General features: G+C 42.0%; 14 protein-coding genes. 6 read left to right on the forward strand and 8 right to left on the reverse strand.

All coding sequences use genetic code 11. From position 1 onward, the window contains the following. Positions 1 to 268: 268 nt before the first annotated feature. From WA1_RS21235 to petB, 5 genes are all read right to left on the reverse strand, one after another. Positions 269 to 646 (reverse strand): hypothetical protein, encoded by a 378-nt coding sequence (locus WA1_RS21235; RefSeq protein WP_017747648.1) that lies wholly within the window; start codon positions 644 to 646, stop codon positions 269 to 271. A gap of 156 nt (positions 647 to 802) precedes the next feature. Next, the gene (locus WA1_RS21240) at positions 803 to 1,915 is read right to left on the reverse strand and encodes a glycosyltransferase (protein WP_051077116.1); all 1,113 of its coding nucleotides are present in this window, start codon (positions 1,913 to 1,915) and stop codon (positions 803 to 805) included. A 187-nt stretch (positions 1,916 to 2,102) separates the two neighbouring features. Then, complete coding sequence (locus tag WA1_RS21245) at positions 2,103 to 2,546, reverse strand: ATP-binding protein (RefSeq protein ID WP_026135131.1); 444 nt, start codon at positions 2,544 to 2,546, stop codon at positions 2,103 to 2,105. A 219-nt stretch (positions 2,547 to 2,765) separates the two neighbouring features. Beyond that, a complete protein-coding gene (petD, locus tag WA1_RS21250; protein ID WP_017747651.1) occupies positions 2,766 to 3,248 on the reverse strand; it encodes a cytochrome b6-f complex subunit IV in 483 nt (160 codons plus the stop codon). Between the two features lie 137 nt (positions 3,249 to 3,385). Beyond that, the gene (gene petB, locus WA1_RS21255) at positions 3,386 to 4,033 is read right to left on the reverse strand and encodes a cytochrome b6 (RefSeq protein ID WP_017747652.1); all 648 of its coding nucleotides are present in this window, start codon (positions 4,031 to 4,033) and stop codon (positions 3,386 to 3,388) included. Between the two features lie 425 nt (positions 4,034 to 4,458). Between petB and ctpA the strand changes: the two genes are divergently transcribed. Then, positions 4,459 to 5,700 (forward strand): carboxyl-terminal processing protease CtpA, encoded by a 1,242-nt coding sequence (ctpA, locus tag WA1_RS21260; protein ID WP_017747653.1) that lies wholly within the window; start codon positions 4,459 to 4,461, stop codon positions 5,698 to 5,700. Between the two features lie 136 nt (positions 5,701 to 5,836). Here the strand turns inward: ctpA and WA1_RS21265 are convergent, their stop codons facing one another. Beyond that, positions 5,837 to 6,556, reverse strand: coding sequence for an MBL fold metallo-hydrolase (locus WA1_RS21265; protein WP_017747654.1), 720 nt, complete (start codon positions 6,554 to 6,556; stop codon positions 5,837 to 5,839). A gap of 113 nt (positions 6,557 to 6,669) precedes the next feature. Between WA1_RS21265 and WA1_RS21270 the strand changes: the two genes are divergently transcribed. The 5 genes from WA1_RS21270 to WA1_RS21290 all read left to right on the forward strand — a co-directional run bounded on the left by WA1_RS21270 (position 6,670) and on the right by WA1_RS21290 (position 12,214). Continuing rightward, on the forward strand, positions 6,670 to 8,169 hold the full coding sequence (locus tag WA1_RS21270; protein WP_017747655.1) for a site-2 protease family protein: 1,500 nt from the start codon (positions 6,670 to 6,672) through the stop codon (positions 8,167 to 8,169). Positions 8,170 to 8,219: 50 nt separating this feature from the next. Continuing rightward, a complete protein-coding gene (locus tag WA1_RS21275) occupies positions 8,220 to 9,002 on the forward strand; it encodes a DUF4058 family protein (RefSeq protein ID WP_017747656.1) in 783 nt (260 codons plus the stop codon). A 123-nt stretch (positions 9,003 to 9,125) separates the two neighbouring features. Continuing rightward, positions 9,126 to 9,908, forward strand: coding sequence for a DUF4058 family protein (locus WA1_RS21280; protein ID WP_017747657.1), 783 nt, complete (start codon positions 9,126 to 9,128; stop codon positions 9,906 to 9,908). Between the two features lie 305 nt (positions 9,909 to 10,213). Continuing rightward, the gene (locus WA1_RS21285) at positions 10,214 to 11,689 is read left to right on the forward strand and encodes an IS5 family transposase (RefSeq protein WP_026135401.1); all 1,476 of its coding nucleotides are present in this window, start codon (positions 10,214 to 10,216) and stop codon (positions 11,687 to 11,689) included. 177 nt (positions 11,690 to 11,866) lie between these two features. Then, on the forward strand, positions 11,867 to 12,214 hold the full coding sequence (locus tag WA1_RS21290) for a hypothetical protein (RefSeq protein WP_148662737.1): 348 nt from the start codon (positions 11,867 to 11,869) through the stop codon (positions 12,212 to 12,214). Positions 12,215 to 12,341: 127 nt separating this feature from the next. Here WA1_RS21290 and WA1_RS57135 read toward each other — a convergent pair whose 3' ends face one another. Beyond that, the gene (locus tag WA1_RS57135) at positions 12,342 to 12,512 is read right to left on the reverse strand and encodes a hypothetical protein (RefSeq protein WP_017748928.1); all 171 of its coding nucleotides are present in this window, start codon (positions 12,510 to 12,512) and stop codon (positions 12,342 to 12,344) included. Beyond that, positions 12,502 to 13,404, reverse strand: a complete 903-nt coding sequence (locus tag WA1_RS21295) for an Rpn family recombination-promoting nuclease/putative transposase (RefSeq protein WP_017748927.1) — start codon at positions 13,402 to 13,404, stop codon at positions 12,502 to 12,504. The genes WA1_RS57135 and WA1_RS21295 overlap by 11 nt, the downstream gene beginning before the upstream one ends. Positions 13,405 to 13,576: the final 172 nt, after the last annotated feature.

Genomic DNA, 13,576 nt, shown 5'->3' on the forward strand with positions numbered 1-13,576 from the left:
AAATGTTGTTAGATTCAATATGTATTTTGGACATAAATAGGTTTCAAATACTCATAACTCTGCTTTTTCTTTAATTATGAGCAAAATATTACAATTTGTAAAGGAGTATAATTACGTAATTTCAACGAAGATGAATAATATGCTTACTTCTTACCAATAACCTTGGTTTTGAGCACATCAAGAACCCGGTTTTTTCAAAAAACCGGGTTGATTGAAAACGAAACACCCATCAAATCGAAATTGACAGACAACTACAAATATTTTGTATTTATTCTTCCAGCACTTGGCTTTGCACTTCGACTGCCGTCGCTGTAACATCAATTGTGCCATCTGGTGTAAAACGTCGAAAATGGCTGTTCTGAACCAACAACTGTTCCCCACAGTTGGGACACTGTAACTGAGTTGTATTTAAACCTGTAAATTCATATTGACAAACAGGACAGCGATCGCTAACTAAATTACGTTGCAACCACAGGCGAAACCCAAAAAATGCCAGAATGGGTGCCAGCAATAGTAGCCCAACAATAATTAGTAAGGAGTTCACCAACCAGCCCAAGCCCAACGAGCCAAGCAACCACATGATGACTAGCAAAGTTAGCCAAGGGCGGAGATTAGACAGATTTAGCGGAAAAGTTTTAAGGCTCATTTTAAAAAAACGTCTTGCTCTTCCTCTAGAATAGCGAGTTTATTCACTAGTTAAGTAAGTCAGCACAATTAGTCACTGGTCACTGGTCACTGGTCACTGGTCACTGGTCACTGGTCACTGGTCATTTGTCATTGGTCACTGGTCACTGGTTACTGGTCACTGTAACTGCTCTTTCAACCGTCTTTGGAAAGCGTTGATATCAAAGAGAGCAAGTACCTGTTGTCTCAACCATCGTCCATCACAACGTTGGTCAACTCCATTAAGTATTTCTACACAAGCTACTGCCACCGCCTTTGGATCTCGGTGCGGTACTCGCCATCCTAATTTACCATCTTGTAATGGGTCTGCCGACCCATCGTCATCTCCCGATAGTACGGGTATGCCACAAGCCATTGCTTCTAGATAGACAATACCAAAACCTTCTTGAGAAGGCATTACATAAGCATCAGCAAGGCGGTAGTGTTCTATTAATTCTTCTGTAGCAACAAATCCAGCAAAGATAACGCGATCGCTTACACCCACATCTTTAGCTAATTGTGCTAATCTTGGCTGGTCATCGCCGCGACCAATCACCAAATATTTGACTTCTGGGAAAACATGAGCTATTCGTGGCAATGCTTGAATAGTAATATCCACACCTTTATATATATCACCCGACCACAACCTTGCGACAGTCATCAATACTTTTGCCCCCCCCAAACCATAGCGTTCGATCAGTGCAGGTGATTTTGCTCCTGGAGTAAAGCGATCGCCGTTCACTGCACAAGGCATAATGTTAACTTTACTGAGGTCTAAGTCATTAGCTGCACAAGCGACTTTGCGTGTATAGCCGCTAACTGTCCAAATACGAGATGCTTTTTGCAGGCTAGATTTCATTGGAGGCGATAACGGTTGCCAAACCTCTTTCCCATGAGTCATAACCGTATAGGGAATTCCCAGAAGATTGCACAACATACCAACAAGAGGTGCAAGGTTAATATGACCGCAGAAAACATGTTGGGGACGCGATCGTAACAGACAAAAGAACAACGCTATCGAAATTTTCAGGCGTTCGAGTTGTGGCAATTGAGATTTGAAGTAGTGAAATTTTAACCGTTCCGATTCAAAGGAATTTGAGACGCTAGGACGATCTCTCAGGAGGAACACTTCCGCACAATAAGGTTCGGACAACGCCTGATATGCTCTAAAAATATCTTTTACATAAGATTGAATGCCACCCTCTCGTTCAAAAATTTCTATAAACACGAAGACATGATTGGTTTTTGGCATTTGTCATTTATGGGCAATGGGCATCGGACAATTAAGACAAGGGAGACAAAGGGGACAAGGGGGAGTATCTAAGTGTCTGAGCAGAGGCGATAACTAATACTTGATATCCAATGCCCAATGCCCAATGCCCAATGCCCCATTAAGTGAAAACCTTTGCGGTATTTTATGCTCATCAGATTTGTTATCTTTATTGTTGCCCCTGTAGACCGTATTTGACGATGAGCAAGCAATTTCTTCCGTCTGTACCCCGTTCGTAGAGAACTTTATCTGCCAAGCGCCTGAGAAGAAACCATCCATATCCCCCTACTTGAAGAGTTCCTGGTTCTGGTTCTGCGATCGCATCTGGATTAAAAGGATTCCCCTGGTCCCAGATTCTAATCTCCAAGCGATCGATCCATAGAGAAACATCAATCTCTATAGCTGTTTCCGGCGGTAAGGAATGATGAGCGTGACGAACGGCATTGGTAAAGCCTTCTGCTAATGCCAGGTTTAGGCGATACAGTTGGCTTTCTGACCAACCAAGCGATGGCAAGTTTCGCAGGCAAAATTGCTCAAACCACTGCTGCACTTGGTTAAGAAGCTTGAGTTCGCTCTTCACCGTCAGATGGTCTTGCTGCACTATGCTAAGCATTGACCTTGACTTAAATGTAAATGAGTTAAAAATGTGTGTACCTCTTGTATATCCCAGATTTGTGATTTTGTAATTACGTTTTGCGCTTCAAAAATAGAAATCTTATGATACACCCTAAATTTTTACAATTGACGCCTGTTAATTTTTCTCAAAAGTACATATCTTGCACTTGCTGAAAAATTCACAGGCGTCTGATTGATGTGCTATGTAGCGACTAATTTAGAACAGTCCGAAGGTGAAGGACTTGTCAATTGGGAAAGTCGCACCAATTCCCAACCATATAGTCACCAAAGTGCCAATCAAGAACACTGTTGTTGCCACTGGGCGGCGGAAGGGATTTTGGAACTTATTCACGTTCTCAATGAACGGAACGAGAATCATGCCTAGGGGGACAGAAGCCATTAACAACACCCCTAAGAGTTTGTTAGGAACTGAACGGAGAATCTGGAACACAGGATACAAGTACCACTCTGGCAAAATTTCCAGTGGAGTAGCGAAGGGATTTGCTGGTTCTCCAACCATTGCCGGGTCAAGTACAGATAAAGCCACTATAGCAGCAAACGATCCCATAATAACAACTGGGAACACGTAAAGTAAGTCATTAGGCCAAGCGGGTTCGCCGTAGTAATTGTGACCCATACCCAGTGCTAGCTTGGCTCTTAACTTTGGATCGCTGAGGTCTGGTTTTTTCAGTGTAGCCATTTTTTAATGTGCTCTCCTAACTTAAATACATTTTAGTTAGTTGTTGGTTGTTGGTTGTTAGTTGTTGGTTGTTGGTTGTTTTAACCACTAACCACTAACCACTAACCACTAACCACTAACCACTAACCCTTGAAGGATTACAACGGACCCGAAATTCCTTGCTTGCGAATCATCAAGAAGTGTAACAGCATGAAAACTGCAATCAACCAGGGCAGCACAAAAGTGTGTGCGCTGTAATAACGGGTCAATGTAGCCTGACCAACGCTTGAACCACCGCGCAAGAGGTCAGCTATGAGGGTACCAACTACAGGAATTGCTTCTGGTACACCGCTAACGATTTTCACAGCCCAGTAACCAACTTGGTCCCAAGGTAGAGAGTAACCAGTCACACCAAAGGAAACGGTAATCACAGCCAGGATGACACCAGTGACCCAGGTTAGTTCGCGGGGCTTTTTGAAACCGCCCGTTAGGTAAACCCTGAAGGTGTGCAAAATCATCATCAGCACCATCATGCTGGCAGACCAGCGATGAACGGAGCGAATCAGCCAGCCAAAGTTGACATCATTCATGATGCTCTGCACGGAAGAATAAGCTTCGGCAACGGTTGGCTTATAGTAGAATGTCATGGCAAATCCAGTGGCAAACTGGATGAGAAAGCACGTCAGTGTGATTCCACCCAGGCAGTAGAAGATGTTGACGTGGGGAGGGACGTACTTGCTGGTTACGTCTTCAGCTAGCGCCTGAATTTCCAGACGCTCCTCAAACCAGTCGTAAACGTTGGCCATACAATCTCAAATTCCTAAAATTGACTCGCGGTTGATAAATCTATCAAAGTTCTGAACTTGACTTCGCTTGTAAGCTATGCTTCGCTCAGACTTTTCCCCTAGTTCCGACTTTGGGATTTGAGCAAAGAGTACTTATCCTCGTTTGCTTTTTCAATTGTCAGAGTGTTAATAGTTTAAAAAAAACTTTACATTCTGACTAGAGGGAATGTATTGCGTTCTGTCTGGAGCCAAGCACCATCAGGTGATAGACACTTTTCAGAGTTTGGGGTTGGAGATCGTGACTGCGTGCTGAATCTAACGGTTAGAAAGGTTGATGACAGCGATGCATCACTTCTATAAAAAAAGTAACATAGTCGAGAGATAGATTTCACAAAAGCAAACTAGCTGAGCTAATTCTGGCAATTTGGGTTGAAGTGATAGTGAATATGGGGTTCATGCACAAACAAGTTTTTCGAGTAGGATTGTCATTCCTCGTCGCTTTTTGGTTGGGCTTTGTGCCGTTTTGTCAACCTGCGACAGCTTTAACAGAACAACAAAAGTTGATATCAGAAGCGTGGCGAATTGTTAGTCGTACATATTTGGATGAGACATTTAATCATCAGAACTGGGCAACAGTGCGGCAGAAAGCGTTGGAAAAGCCAATCAAAGACGACCAAACGGCTTACACGGTCATTCAAAAAATGCTTAAGAGCCTTGATGACCCTTTTACCCGGTTTCTTAACCCGGAACAGTACCGCAGTTTGCAGGTCAATACTTCTGGGGAACTGACGGGGGTGGGATTGCAAATTGCTCTCAATCCTGAAACGGGTAAGTTGGAAGTTGTAGCTCCTATATCTGGTTCGCCAGCAGAAAAAGCTGGGATTAGACCGCGCGATCGCATTCTAAAAATCGAAGGGTTTTCCACAGAGGATTTAACCCTTGACGAAGCAGCAACTAGAATGCGGGGACCAATTGGTAGTGCCGTCACACTGCTGATAGAACGAGATGCGGGGAAAGAGTTAGAAGTTCAGCTAGTGCGCGATCGCATTTCGCTCAACCCAGTGATTGCGGAATTACACACTTCCCCCCAAGGAATGTCTATAGGTTACATTCGCCTCACACAATTTAATGCCAATGCTCCAATGGAGTTGGCACACGCTATTTCTAGTCTAGAAAAAAAAGGCGCTAATGCCTACATTTTGGATTTAAGAAATAATCCCGGTGGACTGTTACAAGCAGGAATTGAGATAGCTCGTTTGTGGTTGAACTCCGGTACTGTTGTCTACACCGTGAATCGCCAAGGGGTTCAGGGTAGCTTTGACGCCTTTGGCCCGGCGCTAACCGATGACCCCCTAGTGGTTTTGGTGAATCAAGGAACTGCGAGTGCCAGCGAAATTCTAGCAGGAGCATTACAAGATAACAAACGTGCCCTGCTAGTGGGAGAAACCACCTTCGGGAAAGGTTTAATCCAGTCCTTATTTGAGCTATCAAATGGTGCTGGCTTAGCCGTGACCATTGCTAAATATGAAACTCCCAACCATCACGACATCAACAAACTGGGAATTCAACCCGATATGCGGATTCCCACAGAATCCATCACCCGCGAACAAGTTGGTACAGAAGCAGATACTCAGTATCAAGCAGGCGTTCAACTGTTGAAAAAAAATGCGGTAGTGGCTAGGGGGTAAGGAGTAGGGAGTGGGGAATGGAGAATCGGGAATGGGGAGTGGGGAGTGGGGAAGAGGGAGTGAGGGAGTGAGGGAGTGAGGTGATAATTCATACTCAATTCCCAATCCAAAATCCCCAATCCAAAATCCAAAATTCCTACTCCCCACTCCCTACTCCCCACTCCCTCAGACGTTCATAAGCATTGTCGATGAAGCGCTGTCCACGAAGAAAGCCAGTATTGGCACCAGGGCAAATGTAGTGGAGTGTTTCTGGGGTAAAGTTTTTTAGCAGCAATTTGATACTCTCAATCTGTCGCCACCAGTGAAAAGTTTTAGCTGTCCTTAATGGCTCAGGATCGCCCTGTAAATTGGGTAGGACATGGCGTCCGGAAAACAACACACCTCCTTTGCCTTTGTAGTAAAGACAGGAGGAACCGGGAGAGTGACCGGGTGTCCAAATCATCTGTACTGTTGAATCTAATGTGAATTCCTGACCAAAGGTAGTGACTGTTAAGCCTGGTAACAAATAAGCTTCCTGCTCTTGAATCAAAATCTTGCAGTTAAAAATTCGCTGAATTTCTTCTGTCTTACCAATTGCCCCTCGATGGGTGAGAAAGAAATAACTAACGCCCCTATGGGAATGTAAAAAATTCTGATTTATTGTATCAACTGCCGGACAATCGATCAGGATATTGCCTTCGTTTCTTACAATAAAATAAGCAGTCCCCCCCAATGTGTCTCTATTTGGTGGAAATGCAAAAATTGTTGTATCTGGCAAGAGGTCTGAACCGAGACTTTCGACCACTGGAACTTCATTGGAGAAAATTGCTCGTGGTGATTTGGCTGTATTGCTTGACTCTTGAGGCAAGGGACACATGAGGAAAACTGTTATTGTGGAGGAGTTGTAAAAAATTGAACTTACAGTATACGCTACTGGTCATTTTTTTGACCGCTAGCCAGAATTAACTTATTAAAATAACTGAAGATAACATGACTTTTTGGTTTCTTCTTCTACTGGGACTCATTACTTATTTAATGGTTCAGCATAGTGTGGCTAAAATTACCACAACACCAGTCTGGTTGTTATGGTTGGTCTTAATGACACCAGCTTTACTATGGACTGCTTGGACTGCAATATACGGAGGACAACAACCACCACCAAGAGTGCTGATGATTTGGCCACTGATTATATGTCCTGTATTATACTGGTTTTTGTTTCAGTGGGGTCGTCGTTCGCTTAAAGAATCACAGGCTGCAGCAGAAACCCAAAAAACTCCAGAGTACCGAGAGCTACAATTGGATGTAGATCCTATCGCAGAAACAGTGCCAGTGCGCCCCATCGAACCATCGGAAGAAACCCAGCTGCGAAATTGTTTTCCCTGGTCTATATACTACATTCAAAACATTGAGTATCGACCCCAAGCGATTGTTTGTCGCGGTCAGTTAAGAACTGCACCAACAAATGCCTACCAGAGAATTAAGGCAAATATTGAAGCAGAATTTGGCGATCGCTTCTTAATTATTTTTCAAGAAGGGATCAATGGTAAACCTTTCTTTGTACTTGTTCCCAATAATCAACCTTCTAAAAGCACACCAAATACAGGCGATCGCGAAAAACTGACAAGACCCGTATTAGCTTTCATGCTATTAGCTGTCACATTGCTATCTACAACTCTAGTAGGAACCAGAATCGCGGGTGTCGCTACTACACCATGGCAAGCTAACCCCTCTGAGTTATTGAAGGGTCTACCCTATGCTCTAGCACTGATAACCATTTTAGGCATCCACGAACTAGGTCACTATCTCACAGCACGGTATTACAAAATTCGTACAACTCTACCTTACTTTATCCCGATGCCTTTCTTCCTGGGAACCTTTGGTGCATTTATTCAAATGCGGAGTCCAATTCCCAATCGGAAAGCTTTATTTGATGTTAGTATCGCAGGACCCATAGCAGGTTTTTTAGCCACCTTACCTTTACTATTTTGGGGTTTGGCAAATTCTGAAGTTGTACCGATGTCAGAAAAAACAGGGCTTTTAAACCCCGATGCGGTGAATCCCAATTACTCCATACTACTAGCGATAATTTCAAAATTAGCCTTGGGTAGTCAGTTAACAGCTTCATCAGCGATTGATTTGCATCCAGTAGCGGTTGCAGGGTTTTTAGGATTGATAGTCACGGCATTGAATTTAATGCCCGTGGGACAACTTGATGGGGGTCACATTATCCATGCCATATTTGGGCAAAGAACAGCAGTCGTCATCGGTCAAATTTCTCGCCTATTACTGCTGTTACTTTCTTTAGTTCAGCAGGAGTTTTTCTTGTGGGCGGTTATCTTATTATTCCTACCACTGATTGATGAACCGGCTCTCAATGATGTTAGCGATTTGGATAACAAACGCGATATCGGGGGACTGTTTGCAATGGTTGTGTTAATTGCGATCGTGCTTCCACTACCACAGTCGCTTGCTCGTTTATTACAAATTTAATTTGAATCTTCTCCGCAATCTTCTAAACTTTTGCAGCCTTAAAGTATATTATGCCTTCACCATTTCCTGGAATGAATCCGTATTTAGAAGATTCAGAAATGTGGCCAGAAATTCACAGTCGGCTAATAGTCGCTATAGCTGATGCACTAGCTCCTAATTTACGTCCTAAGTACAGAGTGGCTATTGAAAAACGAGTTTACCAAACGGCGGCTGAAGACTCTGTATTAATTGGTATTCCAGATATTTCTGTAGGGCGAAGTTTAAGTGGTGGTAAAGAGGAAGCTAACATTGCAGTTGCTTCACCCCCTACAACACCCATAACAGTAGGGTTACCTATGCTAGAAGAAGTGGAAGAAGGATTTTTGTCTATACGAAAGGTGGGAACGGGTGAAGTTGTAACAACAATTGAACTTCTTTCACCTAAAAACAAGCGTTCGGGAGAAGGACGGCTAGCATATGAAAGTAAGCGCCAAAAGATTTTCAGCAGTTTAACTCATTTAGTAGAAATTGACTTGCTTAGAGGTGGAAAACCGATGGCTATTTTAAATAATGGCATTCAAGCAAGTTATAGAATATTGGTGAGTCGAAGCGATCGCCGTCCACTAGCAGATTTATACCCCTTTGAATTACAGCAGTCAATTCCTGTTTTTCCGCTACCCTTGCGAGAAGGGGATACAGAACCAATAGTAGACTTACAAGCATTGCTACACGGAGTGTATGATAGAGCAGGGTTAGACATGGCTATAGATTATACCTCTGAACCAGTACCAGCTTTGTCTGAAGCTGATGCTAAGTGGGCTAATGAGTTACTGAAACAACAAGGCTTAAGGTAAAGTTTGTAACTAAAAACTACGCATTGCGATCGTACTTCTATTACCACAGTCGCTTGCTCGTTTTTTACATATTTTGATTTGAATATTCTCCAAATTACGAATTACGAATTACAAATTAGTATTATGCCTTCACCATTTCCTGGAATGAATCCGTATTTAGAAGATTCAGAAATGTGGCCAGAAGTTCATCACTGGGTAATTACAGTTATTGCTGAGCTACTAGTTCCACAATTACGTCCTAAGTACAGAGTTGCTATCGAAAAACGAGTTTATCAAACGACATCTGAAGATTCTGTATTAATTGGTATTCCAGATATCTCTGTGGGACGAAATTTAAGTAGTGTTAAAGAGAGATCTAATCTTGCAGTTGCTTCACCTCCAGCAACACCTGTTACAGTAGGAATACCCATGCTAGAAGAAGTGGAAGAAGGATTTTTGGAGGTGCGAGAGGTAGGAACAGGTGAAGTTGTAACAGCAATTGAACTTCTTTCACCTAAAAACAAGCGTTCGGGAGAAGGACGGCGAGCATATGAAAGTAAGCGTCAAAAGATTTTCAGCAGTTTAACTCATTTAGTAGAAATTGACTTGCTCAGAGGGGGAAAACCCATGGCTATTTTAAATAGTGGAATTCAAGCAAGTTATAGAATATTGGTGAGTCGAAGCGATCGCCGTCCACTAGCAGATTTATACCCCTTTGAATTACAGCAGTCAATTCCTGTTTTTCCGCTACCCTTGCGAGAAGGGGATACAGAACCACTAGTAGATTTACAAGCTTTGCTACATGGGGTGTATGACAGAGCAGGGCTAGACATGGCTATAGATTATACCTCTGAAGCAGTACCACCTTTGTCTGAAGCTGATGCTAAGTGGGCTAATGAGTTACTGAAACAACAAGGTTTAAGGTAAAGTTTATAACTAAAAACTACGCGATCGGGTAAAACCTGTGTTACAACCGTTCTATCAGAACTTAATCTTATATAGTAATCCTAAATCATGTGCAAACAGTTAGATCCCCGACTTCTCAAAGAAGTCGGGGATCTGGACACTCAATTTCTTTATAGATAATTAGGGCTTGCTGAAAAAGAAAAAAAGGAGACAGTCTCTAAATTCTCAGACTATAGAAGTATATTCAGGTGCAAGAGAGGAGGGTAGAATAGCCAAAAATGCTTGCATCACTGCGATCGGCAGCATCAAGTATGCTGTTAGTAACCATGTACCGAAAACAGGGACAAACTTCAATCCCAACTGAAAACTTTGAACTCCCGTTCGAGGGCAAGTTATCAGAAGATAATCGTTGGGTAATGATGGCTGCTTTCATTCCTTGGACAGAATTTGAAGAAGAATATTCTTCATTTTTCTCAGTAGAGATGGGAGCACCTGCCAAATCTTTTCGGATGGCATTAGGGGCATTAATAATCAAAGAAAAGTTGGGGATAAGCGATAGAGAAACAGTAGAGCAAATTAAAGAAAATCCTTATCTACAGTACTTTATAGGAATGTCATATTATAGTAATGAAGCTCCATTTGATGCATCAATGTTGGTACATTTTCGGGAAAGAATTAGTGTGGAGCTTGTTAACAAAGTGAATCAAGAAATGGTGAAGAAGATGCTAGAAGCAACATCTTCTAAACTATCTGAAAAAAAAACAGAATCACCAGAAGAAGAAGGTGAGACACCCAAAAATCGGGGAAAATTAATAATAGATGCAACTTGTGCTCCGGGTGATATCAGCTATCCGACAGATTTAGAGCTACTCAATCAAGCAAGAAAACAGACAGAGAAAATTATAGACTTACTTTACGAACAGACTTTGGGTCAATTAGAGAAAAAACCAAGAACCTATAGAGAGAGGGCTAGAAAGGATTATCTAGCAGTCGCTAAAAAACGTCGCGTTTCCCAAAAAGACAGGAGAAAAGCAATTAGAAAACAACTTCAATATATCAAAAGAAACTTATCTCATATTGAACAGCTAATTATTTCAGGAGCCTCTCTGGAAGATTTAAGTCACAGACAATATAAGATGTTGCTTGTAGTTGCAGAAGTCTACCGTCAACAACTCTGGTTGTATGAAAATAAAAAACAGAGTATTGACGACCGCATTGTCAGTTTAACCCAACCACATATCCGTCCAATTGTCCGAGGGAAAGCTGGTAAATCGGTAGAATTTGGGGCAAAATTGTCTGCTAGTTGCTTTGAAGGATATATATTTTTAGACCATATAAGTTGGGATAATTTTAATGAATCAGGAGACTTAAAAGCTCAAGTAGAAGCCTTTAAAAATTACACAGGGTACTATCCAGAATCTGTTCATGTTGATAAAATTTATCGCACAAGAGAGAACCGAGCTTGGTGTAAAGAAAGAGGTATTATAATGAGCGGACCTCCTTTAGGAAGACCCCCAGCTAATGTTAGTAAAGAAAAAAAGAAACAAGATTTAGAATCTGAGAGAATTCGTAATTGTATTGAGGGAAAATTTGGACAGGGGAAAAGAAGATTTAGCCTCAATCGCGTGATGACGAAACTTGCTCATACTTCTGAAACTGCAATTGCTATTACTTTTTTAGTGATGAATCTTTCTACTCAGCTCTCGCGGCTATTTTATGCTTTTTTATGTCTATTTTTTAAAACTACACCTTTTTCCCCATTTACTATTATTGAAAATAATCAGTCCTTAAATCATAGATAGCATCTGCTTATATTAGACCCTTGTTGAGTAACTAATCAATTCTTATCTTGCTGTTTTCTGACTTTTTCAGCAAGCCCTAACTATACCGGGGTTGTTCCTCAATTATTTATTCGTGGCTCTCAAGCAGACAAACTCACAGAAATTGGTGCAGCCAGATTGCTCGGTTTGGGGTGTGGCGTGCAAGTACAAAGGCAAAACGTGCGTTTAATTGCTTACCTTCAAGATACAGATTCAGGAACGGTTGTTGCTGTGTGTCAGGATTTTGCCGAATCTTCACAGGAAGCCAATATAGAACCTCCTGAACTTTGGAAAATGGCTGAGAAACTTGCTTTCAAACAAGTGAGTTTTACGACATTAGGGGCGGGAGAGATGTTGGTAAAAGGAGGAAAGCGAACGCCTAATTATCAATTTTTGCCAAGTCGCACCCAGGTAATAGTTAATCCTCAATCCTTTGAGTGGGAATCATTGCGATCGCCCTTATTAGTGGAAGATTTTCACTCACTGCGATCGCGTGTTGAAATATAGCGGTTTTCAATTGGGTGCATTACATAAAAAAGTTATGAGACCGCAGATGGACGCAGACGAACGCGGATAAATCTGTACTTCAATAAGAGTGAAAACTGCTATAGCTAACTTAATGATGCCAATCGAATTATTCATGCTGCTGCCGTATCAAACTTAAATCATGAGACATCACGAGAAATAAGATTGATGAAAGATGGGTAGGTTGGCAATCCCACCCGATGCCATAGTTGATTTTTTGCAGTTCTTCAACAATAGAATTGGCTAATTGGCTACGCAAGCTTTCTGACTTATGAAACATTGTCTAACCAAGCCTGCAAATCAGCTAGACTAGTAAAATCCAGCAGCGCTTCGCTCAAATCTTCCAGAACAGGTAATGGCAAACCAGAAATTCGCTGAGTGAGTTCCTTTGAGAGTTTCTGCCCAAAGCGTTTAGTTAGGAGTCGAATAACGAGGTTCGCTGCTTCTTCAACGCGTCCTTCAACACGCCCTTCAACACGTCCTTCAACACGCCCTTCAACACGCCCTTCAACACGTCCTTCTTCTTTAATTTCCCGGTACACTCGTGTTTGTTGTAGTGTAATCCCTAACATCGCCTCTATCTCCTTTCGGCTCAACTGTTCAAACTTATAAACTATGATTGTCGTCACCATCTCTATTATGACCTGACTCAATGGTGGGGGGGCTTCTTGACGAGTTCTGGTTAACAAATACCTTGCTTCTTCTGGTGCTTGTTCTTCGCTGACGGTGGTGAGTACCATCAGCGCTACCCACAAAGGTAAGGAACGGATGTCCCCCAACTCATCCAAATACACCCGGTGTACTTGCTCGCCGTTGAGTAGGGTGCGATGAGGATAAACATCACTTTGTTCAATACTGCGTGTCGGATAAATTATTACTGCTTGCCAATCGTTAAATCTCCCTCGTTGGCGATAGAAATATAATGCAGATTCGGCAAATAATCTTTCGTAAAGTTGTTCGTCTTTCTGAAACTGCACCTCACAAAAATAGACGATTCCTGTGCCTTGATTTTCCGGTGGGAGAAATACTCCGTCAATTTCAAATTTGGGTTCTTTGACAGCTACCGAATCAAATCGGTATGCACTCGCATTGTTTGGCGCATTTGCCAATAGTTCAAAGAGCAGTGAGGGAGATTGTTGAAATAGTTTATAAAAGATTGAGTCGCGGCGCATGAATCATTCTAGTTAATTTATCAAAGGAAATTTGCCATAGATTTCATCTTACATCCCCCGGCTATTTATTGACCTAATAGTCTATGCAATTTTCCTTTTTGGTTACTTTTGGTAGAGAAAAATCAACACTCCTTTATGGAATATCTTATTGCCCAATAAATAATCACTCTTC

Source organism: Scytonema hofmannii PCC 7110, assembly GCF_000346485.2.
Lineage (GTDB): Bacteria > Cyanobacteriota > Cyanobacteriia > Cyanobacteriales > Nostocaceae > Scytonema > Scytonema hofmannii.

Bases quoted from the DNA above. Each gene is read 5' to 3' on its own strand.
- WA1_RS21295 (WP_017748927.1), bottom strand. From the start codon at position 13,404: ATGCGCCGCGACTCAATCTTTTATAAACTATTTCAACAATCTCCCTCA.
- WA1_RS57135 (WP_017748928.1), bottom strand. From the start codon at position 12,512: ATGTTTCATAAGTCAGAAAGCTTGCGTAGCCAATTAGCCAATTCTATT.
- petB (WP_017747652.1), bottom strand. From the start codon at position 4,033: ATGGCCAACGTTTACGACTGGTTTGAGGAGCGTCTGGAAATTCAGGCG.
- ctpA (WP_017747653.1), top strand. From the start codon at position 4,459: ATGGGGTTCATGCACAAACAAGTTTTTCGAGTAGGATTGTCATTCCTC.
- WA1_RS21270 (WP_017747655.1), top strand. From the start codon at position 6,670: ATGACTTTTTGGTTTCTTCTTCTACTGGGACTCATTACTTATTTAATG.
- WA1_RS21285 (WP_026135401.1), top strand. From the start codon at position 10,214: ATGTACCGAAAACAGGGACAAACTTCAATCCCAACTGAAAACTTTGAA.
- WA1_RS21280 (WP_017747657.1), top strand. From the start codon at position 9,126: ATGCCTTCACCATTTCCTGGAATGAATCCGTATTTAGAAGATTCAGAA.
- WA1_RS21235 (WP_017747648.1), bottom strand. From the start codon at position 646: ATGAGCCTTAAAACTTTTCCGCTAAATCTGTCTAATCTCCGCCCTTGG.
- WA1_RS21265 (WP_017747654.1), bottom strand. From the start codon at position 6,556: ATGTGTCCCTTGCCTCAAGAGTCAAGCAATACAGCCAAATCACCACGA.
- WA1_RS21240 (WP_051077116.1), bottom strand. From the start codon at position 1,915: ATGCCAAAAACCAATCATGTCTTCGTGTTTATAGAAATTTTTGAACGA.
- WA1_RS21275 (WP_017747656.1), top strand. From the start codon at position 8,220: ATGCCTTCACCATTTCCTGGAATGAATCCGTATTTAGAAGATTCAGAA.
- WA1_RS21245 (WP_026135131.1), bottom strand. From the start codon at position 2,546: ATGCTTAGCATAGTGCAGCAAGACCATCTGACGGTGAAGAGCGAACTC.
- petD (WP_017747651.1), bottom strand. From the start codon at position 3,248: ATGGCTACACTGAAAAAACCAGACCTCAGCGATCCAAAGTTAAGAGCC.